Consider the following 15,944-nt stretch of genomic DNA (forward strand, 5'->3'; position numbering starts at 1 on the left):
GGAGCGCCGGCGGTCCGCACTCCTCAGCCGTGGCTGGCCACGTCCAGATCCTGACCGGTCAACTGCTTCCACATGACTGCCAGTTCGATGCGCGACTTGGCACCGACCTTCTGGAAGACTTTGCGGAGGTGGAAGGCGACGGTGTGACGCGACAGGTACATCTGGCCGCCGACCTCGGCGTTCGTCAGTCCACTCGCCACCAGCTCAGCCACCGCGTATTCGGTGTCGGTCAGCACGGAGATCCGGCTGCTGGGCCAGAACCTCGCCGCGGTCTTGGGCGCGTCGCTGCGCCGCAACTTGCTGCGGACCCGGGACGAGTCGCGCGGGGAGCCCGCGTCCGCGTACGAGCGCATGGCCGTCTCGTAGTGCATGCACGCCTGCCGGAACCCTCCGGCGCTCTCGGACAGGAGATCGCCGATGTCCTCGTTCGCCGAGGAGCGGGTCCGCTCGTCGCAGTCGGAGGCGGCGACCTGCTGGAGCAGGCTGATGTCCCTCTCAAGCAGCGCCTCAAGGTGCAGGGCGGCGGTCGCGATGGCGTGAATGCCCGGGTTCTCCGCGGCGAGCACCGCCGCGCAACGCCGGCCACGCTCGGCGGTCTCCCGGTCGTCGGCCCGCAGCAGAATCCGCACGAGGAACGACGCCGCCGAGGGCTCGGACAGCAGAAGGCCCCGGGCCGACGACTCGGACGTGAGGAGCCCGCGGGCGAGCGGTACGGCGACCTCCCAGCCCTTTTCCGCCTCGATGATCTGGACGACGAGCCAGGCGGGGGAGTTCCAGGGAAAGGTGTCCCGGCCCCACAGCCCCTCCCGGCCGAAAATCACGTCCTCCTTGATCTGATTGGCATGATGAATCATCGTGGCGAGTTCGCCACGGCGCATCGCGGTGATCGCGCGGACCATGCTCCCGATCGAGGCCCACGACGCGAGAACCGGGTCGTCCGCCACGGCCATTCCCGTGTCACACAGGCTGATGGCCTCGTCGATGCGGCCGTCACAGAGGGCGATCTTGGCCCTGACCAGGTCCATCACCGCGTTGATGGCGGGGTCGTCGAGTACCGCGGCGGCTTGGCGCACCGCACGCCGGGCCTCGTCGATACGCCGGAGATTGGTCAGCAGCAGCGCGAGCTGCAGGCTCGCCAGCGCGGTGCAGCGCTCACTGCCCTGCCGGCATCTGGCCGCCGCCGCCGCCTCGGCCAGAGCGATGGCGGAGATGACGTCGCCCTCAAGCCAGACCGAACCGGCTGTGCGCAGGATTTCAAGGTTGATGCAATGGTGCGTGGAGAGGCATGACGCGGTGAGACCCGTTATATACAATCGAACCCCCCAGAATTCTTAGGCGCGCTTTGAAACGACGTGTGCCAATTGATTTCTGAACTGCTCCATTGCTCAAAGTCAAACCTTATTCGGGCATGATGACGCTATGCGGATGATCACCCCCCATGGGCAAATTTGACGATACCCCATGACTGTGGCCTGTCAAGGTCGACTCACCGTGCATTGGCAACGCCGACTTTCGATCAAGTCCGCCGGAGAGGGCTTGACGGATCCCGCCGGGCGGTGATCCATTCGTGGATCGCATTTGGTGATTTTTGTCACTGAAGCTGCCGATTGGATCACGTCGCGATAAAGAAAAGCTGACCCGGCGTGACGTGCGTTTTCGCTCCCCGGGGGGCTCGACCGCGCGTGGCACGTGGACCGTTGCGCGACCGCGGCCAGAGACTGTCAACCCGGGTAGTTGTCGTCGTTGCCGAGCGGTTGCCACGATGGCGCACACGGCCGGCGCGATCCGCGCCCGGCGTAATCGAGAGGCGCCCGATGCCCGGAGGTGCTGCTGAGCGGACTGGTCACCGGGGTTCTCGGCGAACGCGTCACCGGAGTTCTCGGCGAACGCGCACTTCTGTTGTCTGCTCGACGGCAGTGAGTGGGCCTCCCTGATTTCCGGAAAGCGAAGGAAGAATAGTGGGCTCCTGGTTCATGCGCCTTTTCCGTCGATGGGTCAAGCTCGCCGCACCGCTTCATTCGAATTCCTCGTACGCGGCATCGATATTCGCCTGCAGTGTCATTTCGACAGAGTTCTATCTGCTCACCATGTCGATTCCCGTCGATGTCGACGACCCGCATCGCCGGGTCCCTTTCTCTCCGGGTGTCGAGGTGGACATCGACGGTCTGTGGTTCCTCGACGACAACGACGACGCCGACTAGCGGCGCGGTCCCTCGAACAGTCAGAGCGAGGGATTCCTCGGCGGCGAGGGAACGGCATACGCTCTCTCAAAGGGCCGGGCACGACGCATGGCTCACATCATCGAACCAGCAGACCGTCACGAAATGAATGCGGGTGTGGTGAGTTGCGAATTCTGGGCGTTTCCGGATCGCTTCGCAAAGAGTCGTTCAACACCCAGCTCCTGACGGCCGTCAGGCTGTTGGCCCCGGCGGGGATGGAGATCGAGCTCTTCGACGGAATCGGCGATCTTCCCCTGTACAACCAGGACCTCGACACCCGGGAGGGCAGCCCGGCCCCGGTCACCCGGTGGCGCGACGCCGTCCGTGAGGCGGACGGTCTGATCATCGTCACACCGGAGTACAACAGCTCGATTCCGGGCGTGGTCAAGAACGCGGTCGACTGGGCGTCCCGCCCCCTCATGAACGCCGCGTTGCACGGCAAGTGCGTGGTGACCATGGTGGCCACCCCCGGGCGGGGCCTCGGCCGCAACGCGCTGACCGATCTGGGCCGCGTCCTGCACGACTGCCACGCGCAGGTGATCAGCGGGCCGTGGGTGGTGCTCACCGAGGCCGAGGACAAGCTCGTCGACGTCGAGGACGAGCAGGGCCGGCTCGTCCCCACCCTGTGCGACCCGAGCGCCGCGCGTCTTGCCACGGTCCAGTTGAACGCGCTGGCTGCCGCGGTCGACGCGGGTGCCGGCGAACACGCCGTGGCTCCGCTGCGCTCCTACTTCGCCGCCGGCCGAGCGCGGAACAGCTAGCCGGCCCCGGCCCCGGTCACGCTCGTGCGTGAGGGCCGCCGGCCGATCCGGCCCCCTGACCCGATGAACGCCCCCGGCCCCCGGGCACACGACGCCGCCGGTCAACTCGGGGGCCGGCTTTGCCCGGTCCCGTTGAGTTTCGGCTGCGTCGAGTCGGTCCGCGCCCGGCCCGTAGTCCTCGGCAATCCCCGGTCCCCGGCCGCGACCAAGATGCCGTCCAGCACCCGCCGCCCGCACCGGCCGGACGGTCCCTGGACTCCGACAGCGGCCTGCCGGTCGGTCACCCCCTCCACGAACTGCAACACCGACACCGACGCCGGCCGCCCCGGCGACCAGGCCGGCCTGCCCCCGGCCGGGAACAGATCCGCGAACTCCTCGTCGCCGGACAGTTGCCCCAGCCCGTCGCGGATCCGGGATCGCCAGACCCTCCTTCGGGAACGCGGCCCGCGCCACCCGCACCGTCTCCGCCGGGACCTCGCTCGGCCCGCTCGGCCGCATCGACACCCGCACCCACCCCCTACGACAACGTCGGCCTTCAAGACCACAACCAGGTCTTGAAGGCCGACGTCACGCGAGCTCCCGGATCGACCAACAGCGTCCCCGGCACCCGGCCGGGGGCGGTTTTTCCGACGGTGCGGCGGAGTCTGACGCCGCACGCCCGACGCACCAGGGCTACGGCACCGGCGGCCCGGTGCCGGAAGAGCTCAAGGCCTTCCGGACGACCGAACCGCGGACGGCGTCGGCTTCGGGACACGAAAGCCGGGCGGTTACGTGGAGGATCCGCGGCCATCGATTCGCGAACGTCCCGATGCCTCCGCGTGGCTGATCATCTCCACGCATCGGCCCACCGCCGCCAGTGCGTCCCGTTCCCCGGTACGCGCGAAGGCTTCCACGGCGGTGTCGGCGAACTTGATGACGTGTTCGTCCCCGTGGTCGATCGCCCGGGCCATGGCGTCCTCGGCCGTCGTGACGCCGTCGGTGTGGACGGCGATTTCCGAGGCGTCGACTGCTTGCGGGGGCGAGGCCGCCGCGGTCAAGGCGGCGCTCGCGTGCCATGCCGCGTCCGCGCTGGGCACCCACAGTTCGCGCGGCAGGGCGGGCAGCACGCGCAGGACGGCGGTCGGCGCCGTCGAGGCGTGGACCAGCATGACCGCCTGGCCGTGGCTGTAGCTCAGGTAATGGACCACCGAGGCGTCGGTCAGCTGGGACAACAGCGCGGGCACCTGCTCGGGATCGTCCACGGCTCGCAGGCCGCCGAGTGCCGATTGCCAACCGTCGGTGGTCGTGAGCTGGCCGACTCGGTAGGGCACGCCCTGTTGCTGGTCGGCGACGCTCGGCACGGCGGCCAAGGCGTCGGCCGCCGTCAGCGACCCGGTCCGACGGGAGGGTTCGCCGGGCACCGGCCGCCAGCACGCGGCCCAGTAGCCCAGGCCGTCGGCGAGTTCGACCAGGCGCGGGTTGTCGTCGATGGGGCCGCCGGCGGACCCCGGCCCCGAGCCGGAATCGGCTTCGGCCGCCAACAGGGAGTGGACCAGGTGCGCGACCCGGATCGCGCCGTGCGCCGTGCCGCCGATGATGCCGGGTATCAGCCGCGGCCACCACGTCGCCAGCACCTCCCGCCAGGGACGCTCGGCGAGCTCGCGCTGGAACAGCGTCGTCCAGTCCGCCACCCGCTTCAAGTCGCCAAGGGCCTCGCGCCAGTCGTCCTCGGTGACCGGGGCGAGCCCGCGCGGTGGTTCCTCCAGACGTTGCGTGTAGTTGTCTATCCAGCGATGCACGGTGTCGGCGTATCCGTGCCGGACCATGGCCTCGACGGCCATCGGGCCGTGGTTGCTGAGATGATGACCGCCCCACTCCGGTCCCGTCGCGTGGAACCGCTGGTAGGCCTCCATCAGGACCGACTCGTCGTCACTCATTCGGGCCCTTCTTGCTGGTCGCAGAAGCTTGTGTTGGACCTTTTCGGACACTAGGCCCGGCCTCCGCCGCGCCACTATCCCCGATGTTGGTAGTGGCCCTTGGGCGGCACGTCGCTGCCGCACCACAGGATTACCAAGGTGGGGGAAGGCCAGTCACCCGGCAAGCCGTTGACTGGTGCCCAGCCGGTTCGGTGGGCCGGCGCCGTCACGGGTGCGGTGATGGCTGCCGGCGGCGATTCGCCCGGCCGTCGACCCGCCGATCCTCTGGAGGAGCCTTGTCCGTTCTTGTCACTGGTGCGTACGGCGGTGTCGGCAGCCATGTGGTGGCCGGGCTGCTGTCTGCCGGAGTCCCGGTCCGCGGGACCAGCCGGACGCCGCGCACCGGCGAGTCTCCGGATGGTGCCGAGATGGTCCGCCTCGACCTGGACGAGCCGGAGACCTGGCCGGCGGCGCTCGACGGCGTCAAGAAGGTCTTCCTGTACGCCCATGCGGACCGTGTCGCCGATTTCGCCGGTGCGGCGCGGGCTGCCGGGGTGGAGCACATCGTGCTGCTGTCCTCGGCCGCCGTGGTCGATCCCGCCACCCGGCACAGCCGCAGCGCGGTGATGCACTCCGCGGTGGAGGAAGCGCTCCGGGAATCCGGGATCGCCTGGACGTTCCTGCGTCCCACCACCTTCGCCACGAAGCAGCTTCACCTGGCGCCGGCGATCCGGTCCGGGGAAGTACTGCGGATTCCCTTCCTGCAAGCCCCCACCGCGTCGATCCACGAACGCGACATCGCCGACGCGGCGGTCTGCGCGCTGACCGGTGCCGGGCACGAGGGGAAGGGGTACTGGCTGACCGGGCCGCAGGCCCTGACGCAGCAGGAGCACATCGAGGTGATCGCAGCGGTGACCGGGCGGCCGATCGAGGTGGTCGACCTGGATCCCGAGGACGCCGAGCCCAAGCTCCCGGAGTTCTTCATCCGGATCATGACCGAACTCATGAACAATCCGTGCGTCGTGACACCCGCCGTCGAGGAGATCACCGGAGTGCCGGCCCGCCCGTTCCGGCAGTGGGCCGAGGACCACATCAAGGACTTCAACTGACCGCCCCATGACCGGATTCCTCATCCCGGACGCGCCGCTGCCTTCGGCACGGCACCTCAGGCTGGCGATCGTCGGGCCTGACGACTGCTGGGCTGCCGCTCTGGTGGAGGCGTTCGCCACGGTAGGACGCACCGTCGAGCGGCTCTCCCTTGAGGAGTTGGCGCCGGCCAGAACGCGAGCACACCAGGCCGACGTGGCGTTCCTGACCATCCGCACCTCCCAGATGCCGTCGCTGGTCCCCCGGTTGGGCGACGCGCTGAAGGGCGTCGTCACGGTGATATGCACGACATCGCTTCAGCATGACGAGAGCGGCTACTTCATGCAGCCCGTACACGGCGGGAGCGCCACCGGACTGGCAAGTGAGCTTCTTCCCGGCTCCCGGGTCGTCGGAGCCTTTCAGCAGTTCGGTCCCAGCCATCTGGCACTTGCCGGCATGGGCGTTTTCGAGACCGACGTCCCCGTCATCGGAGACGACCGCGAGGCCTGTGACGTCGTGGAGGAACTGATCGACGAGTTCCGCGGACTTGAGCCGGTCTACGCCGGCGGACTGAAAACCGCCGCCGCAATCGAGGGTCTGGCGGCGTTGGTAGGAGAGGCCACCGCCGGCATCGGACGGCCGGTCGGATTCCGTCTCAGCTCAGGAGGCATCAAAATCCTCGACTGACCGTCGCGTCAATCCAGCCTTCCCGGGCATGCCGGGCCGGCTCTTTCGCGGCGACCACGTGCCGTCAATGTGAGGTATGGGGCCCTCGGTGCCCGCCGGTTTAGCCTGCGGTTCGTCTCACTCGACCACTGGACATCGCATTGTCTTGGACAGGAAGGCGAAGCCGGGTCATGAGTACCACGCATGTGCATTATGTTCAGCAGCTGCTGACTCATTTCGATGCCGATCCGGATCGCCTTGCCGTGGTCAGCGGGGAAGTCCCCTTCTCGGCCGGGGAGCTGGCCGACGCCGTTCGCCGGGCCGCGGCCGCGATGGGCCGCCACGGCGTCGGCCGCGGTGACGTCGTCTGCATCCTGACCGAGCCGAACACCGCGGCCACGCTGATCCTGCAGTGGGCGGCCAACCTGGTGGGGGCGACCGCCGCGCACATGCGCTGGGTGGACCCGGCCGGGCCCGAGGACGAGTTGCGCGCGGAGCTGCAGCGCGCCCTGGCCGCGGATACCGGTGTCCGGATGCTGGCGGTCGACCCGGCCAACGAGGCGCGGGCGCGGGAGCTGCTGGTGAACGCGACCGGTCGGCCGGTCCTGGCCGTACTGGGCGCAGGGCAGCCGGACACGGTGGATGTGAGCGCCGGTTGCGGTGACGGAGTGGGCCCGTGCGCGGACATCACCGACGGCGACGTCGCGGTGATCACCCAGACCAGGCTGCCGAGCGGACGGAACGGCCTCTGCTGGACCTTCGGGGTCAGGAACGACATGCTCTCGGCCGCACCGTCCCTGCCCTCCACGGCCGGCGCGAGCGCGACCGGCCCGACGACCCTCCTGATCACCGCACCGCTCATCCACACCGACGTGTTCACCGCGGAGGACACGCTCGTCACCGGCGGCATGGTCGTCCTGCATCCCGGCTTCGACGCGGCGGCCGTGCTGCGTGCGATCGCGCAGCACCGCGTCGGCCGGCTCATGCTCGGCGCTCCGCAACTGGACGCACTGGCCGAGCACCCGGACCGGGCGGCCACCGACCTGTCCAGCCTGACCGAGCTGATCTACACCGGCAGCCCCGGGGCACCGCTCAAGCTGCGCAAGGCCCGGGAAATCTTCGGCCCCGTACTGATCCAGGTCTACGGCACGACCGAGACCGGAGTGCTCACCATGCTCCCCCCCGGCGACCACGACGACCTGCGCGCCTGCTCCAGCGTGGGCCGGCCGGTCGACCCCGGGGCGCTCAGCATCCGGCACCCCGACACCGGCGCGGTGCTGCCCGTCGGCGAGGTCGGCGAGGTCTGCGCGGTTCCACGCTGGCCCACGGCCGGCTACTGGCACGAGCCGGCGCTCACCGCGGCACTCGTCCGCGACGGCTGGGTGCGCACCGGCGACCTCGGGCACCTCGACACCGACGGCTACCTGCACCTGACCGGCCGGCTCGCGAACATGATGAAGGTCAAGGGAATCCGCATCCACCCCGAGCAGGTGGAGAAGGTGCTCAGGCAGGCCCCGGGCGTGTCCCAGGCCGCCGTATGCGGGGTCGAGGACGCCGACCGGGTGGAGCACATCTACGCCGCCGTCGTGCCCGAGCCCGGCGCCGACCCGGATCCCCGGGAACTGCGCCGTCACGTCGCCGAGGCACTGTCCGACACCTACGTCCCCCGCCTGATCGACATTCGCCGGAAACTGCCGACGACCGGCTGGGGCAAACCCGATCGGGTCCGGCTGCGGGCCGACGCCCGCGCGGCACTGACCCGGCCCGCCCCCCAGGCCTAGGAGACCGGATGGATCTCGGTCAGGCTCAGACCAGGAAGAGTCTCGTGAACCGCACCTCAGCCCGGTATACCGACCACGTTTCCGCCGACCAGCGCCAGGCCTGGGCCGCCGCGGGCCACTACCCGGGCCAGGACCTGTACTCCCTGTTCCGTGGCCACGTCCAGCGCACGCCTCAGGCGCCGGCCGTGCTGGACGCCGAGGGTACGGTCAGCTACGGCGAACTGGACCAGGCAGCCCGGCGCCTGGCCGCGGGACTGGTGCAGCTCGGCATCGTCCCCGGCGACGTCGTGGCGGTCCAGCTGCCCAACGCCCGTCTCGCGTGTGCCGTCGACCTCGCCGTCGCCGCGGTGGGCGCCGTCGTGCTGCCGTTTCCGCTCGGCCGGGGCGACCGGGACGCGGTCAGCCTGCTACGCCGCTCCGAGGCGGTCGCGGTGATCACCGTCGCCGATCATCACGGCTATCCCTGCGCCGAGCGGATCCGGAAACACGCCGACGCCCTGCCGATGCTGCGTGCCGTCATCGTCGCCGGGGACGGTGCCGCCAAGACGCCGGACTGCGTGCCGATCGAGGCCCTGGCCGCCGCCACCGCCGACGAGTTCGTGCCGCGGGAATCCGACCCCGACGCACCGGCACGGATCCTGGTCACCTCCGGGTCCGAGGCGGAACCGAAGATGGTCCTGTACTCGCACAACGCGCTGGCCGGTGGCCGCGGTGCCATGATGGCCGGCCTGCACCGAGGTTCCCCGGCCACGATGCGCAACCTCTTCCTCGTCCCGCTGGCGTCGGCCTTCGGCTCCAGCGGGACGCCGGTCACCCTCGCGACCCTGGGCGGAACCCTCGTGCTGAGGCCGTCCTTCGACGCTGCCGGGACGCTGCGGACCATCGCCGAAACCCGGCCCACCCACCTGCTGGGCGTGCCCACGATGCTGCGCATGCTGCTGGACCGCCCGGAGATCCAGGACACCGACCTCAGCTCCCTGCAGGCCGCGGTACTCGGTGGGGCCGCGCTCGACCTGGACACGGCGCGGCGCGCCGAGGAGCTCCTGGGCTGCACAGTCGTCTCGCTGTACGGCTCGGCCGACGGCGTCTCCTGCAACAGCGGTCTCGCCCTTTACGACGGTACGGTCGGCCGCCCCGACCCCGCCGTCGCGGACATCCGCATCGTCGACCCGGACGGAATCGAGCTGCCCGGCGGAGCGACCGGCGAGGTCGTCGCACGCGGCCCGATGTCGCCGATGAGCTACCTCAATTCCCCCGAGCTGGACGCCTCGCTGCGCAACCCGGACGGATGGACCCGCACCGGAGATCTCGGGTTGATCGACGACCGGGGCCGACTCCGGATCGTCGGACGCCGCAAGGACGTGGTCATCCGCGGCGGCCTCAACATCAGCCCGGCGGAGGTCGAGTCGGTGCTGATCACGCATCCCGCGATCCGCGACGTGGCCTGCGTAGCGGTGGCCGACCCGCTGTACGGCGAGCGCGTCTGCGCCTGCGTCGCCACCTCGGCCGACCTGAGTCTGGCCGAGGTCACCGCCCACCTCGCCGCGGCCGGGATGGAGCCGCGGAAGTTCCCCGAACGCCTGTTGCTGCTGGCTGCCCTGCCGCTGAGCGCTGCGGGAAAGGTGGACCGGCAAGCGCTTCGGGCCCAGGCCGCGAACCAGGGCTCCGGCACGACCCGGTGAACCCGGTCCAGAACAGAGGATGTCACCAGATGACTGAGGGAATCCCGGAACCGATCTCCTATCTGCGGCACTGGGACCGCACCGAACCGTTCGATCCGCCGGCGGTGCTCGGTGAGCTGGTCCGGACGCGGCCACTGGCCCGGATGGTGTATCCGGACGGTCACGTCGGCTGGCTGGCCACCAGCCACGAGCTCGCGCGTGAGGTGCTCGGCAGCCAGGCGTTCAGCCACCGCTTCCACACCACACACGCCCCGGTGACGAAGAAGGGCGAGATCTTCCCCTCCGTGCCCATCGTGCCGGGCGGGTTCATCCACATGGATCCGCCGGAGCACACCCGCTACCGGAATCTGCTCAGCAGCGAGTTCAGTGCCCGCGCCACCGCGGCGTACGCCCCGCGGGTGGCCGAGCTGGCCGCCGCGCAGCTCGCCCAGGTACGGCAGCACGGCTCACCGGTCGACCTCCTGCCGACGTACGTCCGGCCGCTCTCGCTGCGGGTGTTGTGCGAGGTGCTGGGGGTCCCGTTCACCGGCAGCCCGGTCCTGTCCGCTCTGAGCGACAGCGCCACCGACGACGAGGTCAGCCTCGAGGCGGAGCGGGAGGCCGGGACCCGGGCGTACCACTACCTCCTGGACCTCGTGGGCAAGGCACGGGTCGAGCCGGGCGAGAACGTCACCGGGCGGTTGGCCGCCGACCCCGAGCTGACCGACCGCGAGATCACCAACATGCTGCTGATCGTCTTCGCGGCGGGCTTCGCCAGCTGCGAGGGCGCGCTCGCGTCGTCGTTGCTGGCGCTGCTGCACCACCGCGACCAGCTCGACAGGCTGCGTTCGGCCGCCCGGAGCGGCGGCGCCGACGGGATCGAGAAAATGGTCGAGGAGCTGCTGCGGTACACCTCGGTCAACCAGTTCCAGATCTTCCGGACCGCACTGTCCGATGTGGAACTCGGCGGGGAACTGGTCCGCGAGGGGGAGACGGTGACGGTCGCCTTGCCGGCGGCCAACCGTGATCCGGCCAGGTTCGGCTGTCCCGACGGGCTGGATGTGAGCCAGGACGCTTCCGCCCACCTGGCCTTCGGATACGGCGTACACGCCTGCGTCGGACAGCGGCTGGCCCGGCTCGTCCTGGCCGAGGGGCTGACCGCGCTGGTGCTCGGCTTCCCCGGACTCGCCCTGGACGTGCCGCTGCGGGAGGTTCCGGTACGGCTGAAGACCCCGGTGCTGGGCGTACTGCGCCTGCCCGTGCGCTACTGATCCCGGCGTGTTCACGGGCGGCCGGAGGGCATCCGGCCGCCCGTTGGCGCTAGCGCCGTGAACCGGGGGCCCGATCAGCGCATGCCAGCAGCGAATCGCGGACGTGGTCGTGGATCGAGTCCATCTGCGCGGTCGTGAAGCACTGCGTGCTGTACGGCATCTCGATGCTGAACCGGCCGTAGATCGTTGCCGGCGACGCGAGCAACGGGCCCGCACCGCGCTCCGGGTCCCACCGGCTGGACAGCGGGAACTTGGTCATGTCGACGATCTTCAGCCCCTTCGGCGACGGCGGCCCGTCGATTCTTCCGACGTTGGTGAGCACCAGGCTGGTCGGCCAGAGCTGGGGGTGGGGGAGCAACCGGTCCAGTGCCTGCATCTCCATCGCCGCGTCACCCCGCTCGATGCCGGCGCGCAGCTCGGTGCTGAACCGGTGGCCGAGCTTGACCAGGTCGGCGCCGGCGGGCACGTGGAGCAGATCGCGGTACCAGGAGACCATGGGCACCATCGCCTCGTGGCCGAGTCCCGGCGCGAACTGGTTGCGCAGGTCGACCGTGCAGAAGCTGGACAGCCGGTGGTCGGCCAGTTCCTCGGGCAGGCCGGCGCGCACGGCCGCCAACAGTGCCGCGGCGACCAACCCGTTCACCGATACTCCGGTGTGCTTGGCGAAGGCCAGCAGACCAGTGGTCTGCGATTCGGTCAGTCGGAGCCTGCGCGAGGTCATCAGACTCTCCGCCGGCACCGGCGGGAGGGACCCGGCCGCCCGGAACGGCAAAGACGCCACCGGTGCCCCCTCGGCCCGCTCGAGCCGCTCCTGGACGTAGGCGTCGAGCTCGGCATCGCTGCGCGGCGGCAGCCAGTCCTCGAGCGGCGCCGGCCACTGCTGCTGTTGCGGCTTTGGGGCCGAGTAGCCGCCGGACTGGATGTCGATGTAACGCTGCCAGATCCGGTTGCAGAACGCGGTCGCGCTGCGGCCGTCGGAGATCGCGTGGTCGACGCCGAACATCACGACGTCCTCGTCGGTGCCGGTCAGCAGGACGGCACGCGCGAGCGGGCCACCGAGGTGCAACGGCTTGTTGTACTCCTCAAGCCGCGCACCGGGCTCGTTGCGCCGGACGTGCAGACGCGGCAGCTCGCTCGGCTCCAGCAGGCTGAGGTAGTAGTCGTCGCCGTCCTTCTCCAGACGGCTGCGCAGACCTGGCGCCTCCGCGAGGACAGCGGTGAAGGCCGCGTCCAGAATCCCGGCGTCGACGCCGCCGCGCACCACGCAGATCTGCAGCGCCTGCGTCCTGATCTCGCTGACGTACATCCGTTCCGACCGGGCAATTCGTCGGCGCATGCCTTCTCCTCGTTGTCTGGGTCAGCCGACTTCGCCGGCCAGGATGGCGCTGCGATACGCGTGCCAGTCACCGTCGTCGGTGACGGTGCGGGTCTTCTCGATGCCGGCCCGGACGGTGAGATAGCGGCGGCCCTTCAGCACCACCTGGCCGTCGGGGACCGCTCGGCTGTAGAGCTCGCCGCCGCCGCCGGCGGCGAGCGCGGCGTTGATCGCCTTCTCCGCCGGCGCCCAGTCCGACCGGTCGCGGACGTGCGTGGTGAACTCGTAGACCGTGCTCCACTGGCCGAGCCTGGGGCGGCGCTGCAGCGTCACACCGTCCCGGCCGGGGATGAGCCGGTACCGGCAGCCGTACTGGCGTTGATCGCCGGGGGCGCCGTCGAGGCGCAGCGGCTCGACGAACGACGGCCCGGCGTACCCGATGTCGGCCAGCCAGGACCCGCCGTCCACGCGGGCCAGGATGAGCATGTGCTCGACCTCGACGCCGTACGACTGGCGGCCTTCCGCCGTCGTGCCGGCGATCAGGTCGGCATCGAACCCGAGGTCGCGCAGCAGCCGCAGGAACAGCCGGGTCATCTGGACGCAGCCGCCGCCGTTGCCCGCCGCGACCACCGAATCGAACGTCGCGTCCTCGTCGAAGTCGACCAGATCGACCAGCCTGCCGCTCGCAGCGGGCACAGCCAGCGAGCCCGCACTGTTGAACGGAACGGTCTCCATATGCCGCTTGTGCAGTGCGACGAGGGTCGCCAGATCCGCGGCCGGTCTGCCGGCGGCGGGGTCGTACCCCAGCCGCCGCAGGTACGTGTCGCTGTCGTACATCCGTCCGTCCCTCTCCGGGGCATCCTTCACGCTGACAGTCGGCTAGCCGATCTCGACGACGACCTTGCCGAGGACGCCGGCCTGCACGGCGTCCTGTGCCTCGCCGGTGCGCTGGAGCGGGAACCGGTGGATCGGCAGCCCGGCTTCCTCTCCCACAGCGAGTGCCCCGTCGGCCGCCGCCCTCGTGATGTCGGCCGACGCGAGGTCCTTGTCGGCCGCGGACAGCGTCATCGCCAGCACGAACTGAAAGCGCAGGTTCCGGCCGATCGCCTTCTTGGTCGGGAACGCCAGCACGCTGTCCCCCTCGGTGCCGTACGCGGCGACGGTGCCGTTCGGGGCGAGGACCTCCAGGTGGGTGGCGATGTTCTCCGTCGCCGCCACCTCGACGATGAGGTCCACCCCCTGCGGCGCGAGGGCGCGGATGTCGGACTGGGCCGTCTGCGACCGGTACTCGACGGTGTGCGCCGCGCCGGCGCGGCGGGCCATTTCCGCCTTCTTCGGGCCGCTGACCGTCGCGATCACGGTCGCCCCGGACCAGGCGCCGAGCTGGATCGCGGTATGCCCCACGGCTCCGGCGCCGCCGGCGACCAGCACGGTCCGCCCGCTCAGGGCGCCGGGGCCGAGACGGTCGGGGCCCTTCTGCCCGGCGAGCAGGCAGCGTTGGGCGGCGACCGCCGGCAGGCCGAAGCAGGCACCGGTCTCGAACGAGACCTGCGCCGGCAGGGGGACCGCCTGGCGGGAGGGGACGACGGCGTATTCCGCGGCGGTGCCGTGGGGCCGCTTGTACGCCGCCTCCCACACCCACACCCGCTGGCCGATCCGTTCCCGGTCGACGCCCGCTCCGACGGCGTCGATCACTCCGCTGCCGTCGTTGTGCGGAATCACCTCGGGGAACATCAGGGTGCCGTTGCGGTGACCGAACTGCCGGCCCTTCCAGTCCGAGTGGTTCACCCCGGAGACCGCGACACGGACCCGCACCTCACCGGGACCCGGCTCGGGCACAGGCCGGTCGACGAATCGGAGAACGTCACTCTTGCCGATTGACGAATATATGATCGCTTTCATCGCGGGAGGTTATCCAATGCAGGTCGCCTGACAAGGTGGATGGTGCGGCGCCGTCGAACCAGGGGATGACGCGTGGCGGCAAAGCCGAGCCGGCAGGTCGGAAACCTGCCGGCTGTCGAATCCGACCGCGGATCCTATCGGCCTGAATCGTCGTTTTCTTCGAAAGCGGACACCAGCGGCCGCAGCGGAGTGAAATCGTGCCAGGGATTCTGGAGGATCTGACGCCAGGTCGCGTCGTGCCCGCGGACCTTGAGCCGGAAGTAGACCGTGCGCCGAACGGAGTCGGACGTGTTGCTGCCGACGTTGTGGCCGACCATGTAGTGCTTCAGCAGCATGTCTCCGGCGCGGCCGCGTACCTGCTCCCGTTCGGGCAGCTTGATGTCCGGGTAGGAGGTGAACGCGTCGGGCCCGTGCTCACGGAAGTACTTCGCGTGAGCGCGGTGCGTTCCCGGCCAGACGTAGAGGTTCCCGGTGTCGTCGTCGTCCTGGTCGGTGAGGAAGAAGCCGGCGAGCACGGTGAAGGTCCGCGGGGGTTCGTCGGCCTTCCGGCGCATGCCGCCGTCGATGTGCGGCATTCCCCGGTCGTCGGTGTAGGGCGGATAAGTCATCGCTATCTGCGTCTGCCACGGGTATTCCATGGCGCCGTCACCGGTGAGTTCTTCGGCGAGCGAGAAGGCCTGGGTGTCACGCAGGAGCGCCGCGAGTGCCGGCTCCTCCTCCCACTTGGGGAACATGAAGTGCGGTCCGGCGTGGCCTTCCTGGGGCGGATGCATGCGCAGCTGGTCGTCCACCGCCGCGTTGGCCGCGGCCAGGATGTCCGGAGGCACGACGTCCCGGATCACGATGTAGCCGCGTTCGGCGAACTCCTGCAGCTGGTCACGGGTCAACATCCGCCGCACACTCAGCGTCCGCGAGTCGATGCTGTCAGGCATGGCCTCGGTGGGAGCGGCCGGCGCGGCGCGCCTGGCCGATTCCAGGATCGCCTGCTCGATCGCCGTCGTGGCGGACGCGCCACCGCGGGTCAGGGCGGCAATTGCCTGCTCGATCCGCTCGTCAACGCGAATGGTGATCGTGTCGTTTTCAGCCACGAACTTGCCACCCTTCCTGGTGCACCTCGTTGTGTGGAACGTGCAGCCGATGCTATGGCGGACAAGGAGACGCCCATATCCCTCGGTCTGACAGCACGTGCGCACCCCGTGCCCGTCCGGCCCCCGCGCGCAGCGCGCGGCAATGAGTCCCGGGAAGGGAGCGGCGAGGCACCCGCCGTCACCTCGGGTGAACAACCGGCCGCAGTACTAGCAGGGTGTGTGATGCCAGGTCCCCGCGGTGCGGTTCTACCGTCTGCGGTGAGCACCGTGCGGGCCGGGTCGTAGGAAAAGGGTGAGCT

Annotated in this window: 13 protein-coding genes and 1 pseudogene; 7 read left to right on the top strand and 7 right to left on the bottom strand. The window is 69.9% G+C overall.

Annotation, left to right across the window (positions count from 1 at the left end; all coding sequences use genetic code 11):
* Nucleotides 1–23 precede the first annotated feature (23 nt).
* Nucleotides 24–1,313 (bottom strand): helix-turn-helix transcriptional regulator, encoded by a 1,290-nt coding sequence (locus Srubr_RS12235; RefSeq protein ID WP_189999744.1) that lies wholly within the window; start codon nt 1,311–1,313, stop codon nt 24–26.
* 645 nt (nt 1,314–1,958) lie between these two features.
* On the opposite strand from Srubr_RS12235, the gene Srubr_RS12240 reads away from it, so the two are divergent.
* Nucleotides 1,959–2,201 (top strand): hypothetical protein, encoded by a 243-nt coding sequence (locus tag Srubr_RS12240; protein WP_189999743.1) that lies wholly within the window; start codon nt 1,959–1,961, stop codon nt 2,199–2,201.
* Entirely contained in the window at nt 2,168–2,980 is an 813-nt protein-coding gene (locus Srubr_RS12245) for an NADPH-dependent FMN reductase (RefSeq protein WP_229927007.1), read from the top strand. Before Srubr_RS12240 ends, Srubr_RS12245 begins: the two co-directional genes overlap by 34 nt.
* A 146-nt stretch (nt 2,981–3,126) precedes the next feature.
* Here the strand turns inward: Srubr_RS12245 and Srubr_RS40525 are convergent.
* Both Srubr_RS40525 and Srubr_RS12250 read right to left on the bottom strand, forming a co-directional pair.
* A pseudogene (locus Srubr_RS40525) lies at nt 3,127–3,484 on the bottom strand (IS5/IS1182 family transposase); the annotation flags it as partial.
* A gap of 263 nt (nt 3,485–3,747) precedes the next feature.
* Nucleotides 3,748–4,896 (bottom strand): questin oxidase family protein, encoded by a 1,149-nt coding sequence (locus Srubr_RS12250; protein WP_189999741.1) that lies wholly within the window; start codon nt 4,894–4,896, stop codon nt 3,748–3,750.
* Between the two features lie 275 nt (nt 4,897–5,171).
* Here Srubr_RS12250 and Srubr_RS12255 point away from each other — a divergent pair, with 275 nt between their 5' ends.
* From Srubr_RS12255 to Srubr_RS12275, 5 genes are all read left to right on the top strand, one after another.
* Complete coding sequence (locus Srubr_RS12255) at nt 5,172–5,984, top strand: NAD(P)H-binding protein (protein WP_203854980.1); 813 nt, start codon at nt 5,172–5,174, stop codon at nt 5,982–5,984.
* A gap of 7 nt (nt 5,985–5,991) precedes the next feature.
* Nucleotides 5,992–6,648: an NADPH-dependent F420 reductase gene (locus tag Srubr_RS12260; protein ID WP_189999995.1), complete on the top strand. Its 657-nt coding sequence runs from the start codon at nt 5,992–5,994 to the stop codon at nt 6,646–6,648.
* Between the two features lie 170 nt (nt 6,649–6,818).
* The gene (locus tag Srubr_RS12265; RefSeq protein WP_203854981.1) at nt 6,819–8,408 is read left to right on the top strand and encodes an ANL family adenylate-forming protein; all 1,590 of its coding nucleotides are present in this window, start codon (nt 6,819–6,821) and stop codon (nt 8,406–8,408) included.
* Nucleotides 8,409–8,452: 44 nt separating this feature from the next.
* A complete protein-coding gene (locus Srubr_RS12270) occupies nt 8,453–10,090 on the top strand; it encodes a class I adenylate-forming enzyme family protein (RefSeq protein WP_229927018.1) in 1,638 nt (545 codons plus the stop codon).
* Nucleotides 10,091–10,119: 29 nt separating this feature from the next.
* Entirely contained in the window at nt 10,120–11,340 is a 1,221-nt protein-coding gene (locus Srubr_RS12275; RefSeq protein WP_189999863.1) for a cytochrome P450, read from the top strand.
* A 49-nt stretch (nt 11,341–11,389) separates the two neighbouring features.
* On the opposite strand, the gene Srubr_RS12280 is transcribed toward Srubr_RS12275, so the two are convergent.
* The 4 genes from Srubr_RS12280 to Srubr_RS12295 all read right to left on the bottom strand — a co-directional run bounded on the left by Srubr_RS12280 (nt 11,390) and on the right by Srubr_RS12295 (nt 15,645).
* Nucleotides 11,390–12,676: a phthiocerol/phthiodiolone dimycocerosyl transferase family protein gene (locus tag Srubr_RS12280; RefSeq protein WP_189999864.1), complete on the bottom strand. Its 1,287-nt coding sequence runs from the start codon at nt 12,674–12,676 to the stop codon at nt 11,390–11,392.
* A 21-nt stretch (nt 12,677–12,697) separates the two neighbouring features.
* Nucleotides 12,698–13,492, bottom strand: a complete 795-nt coding sequence (locus Srubr_RS12285) for an arylamine N-acetyltransferase family protein (RefSeq protein ID WP_189999865.1) — start codon at nt 13,490–13,492, stop codon at nt 12,698–12,700.
* A gap of 42 nt (nt 13,493–13,534) precedes the next feature.
* Nucleotides 13,535–14,557, bottom strand: a complete 1,023-nt coding sequence (locus Srubr_RS12290) for an NADPH:quinone reductase (protein ID WP_189999866.1) — start codon at nt 14,555–14,557, stop codon at nt 13,535–13,537.
* A gap of 134 nt (nt 14,558–14,691) precedes the next feature.
* Nucleotides 14,692–15,645, bottom strand: a complete 954-nt coding sequence (locus tag Srubr_RS12295) for a phytanoyl-CoA dioxygenase family protein (RefSeq protein ID WP_189999867.1) — start codon at nt 15,643–15,645, stop codon at nt 14,692–14,694.
* Nucleotides 15,646–15,944 lie beyond the last annotated feature (299 nt).

This window comes from Streptomyces rubradiris (assembly GCF_016860525.1).
In the GTDB taxonomy this organism is placed as follows: domain Bacteria; phylum Actinomycetota; class Actinomycetes; order Streptomycetales; family Streptomycetaceae; genus Streptomyces; species Streptomyces rubradiris.

Coding starts and splice junctions, on each gene's coding strand:
- Srubr_RS12290 (WP_189999866.1), bottom strand. CDS start 14,557: ATGAAAGCGATCATATATTCGTCAATCGGCAAGAGTGACGTTCTCCGA.
- Srubr_RS12250 (WP_189999741.1), bottom strand. CDS start 4,896: ATGAGTGACGACGAGTCGGTCCTGATGGAGGCCTACCAGCGGTTCCAC.
- Srubr_RS12280 (WP_189999864.1), bottom strand. CDS start 12,676: ATGCGCCGACGAATTGCCCGGTCGGAACGGATGTACGTCAGCGAGATC.
- Srubr_RS12275 (WP_189999863.1), top strand. CDS start 10,120: ATGACTGAGGGAATCCCGGAACCGATCTCCTATCTGCGGCACTGGGAC.
- Srubr_RS12265 (WP_203854981.1), top strand. CDS start 6,819: ATGAGTACCACGCATGTGCATTATGTTCAGCAGCTGCTGACTCATTTC.
- Srubr_RS12285 (WP_189999865.1), bottom strand. CDS start 13,492: ATGTACGACAGCGACACGTACCTGCGGCGGCTGGGGTACGACCCCGCC.
- Srubr_RS12260 (WP_189999995.1), top strand. CDS start 5,992: ATGACCGGATTCCTCATCCCGGACGCGCCGCTGCCTTCGGCACGGCAC.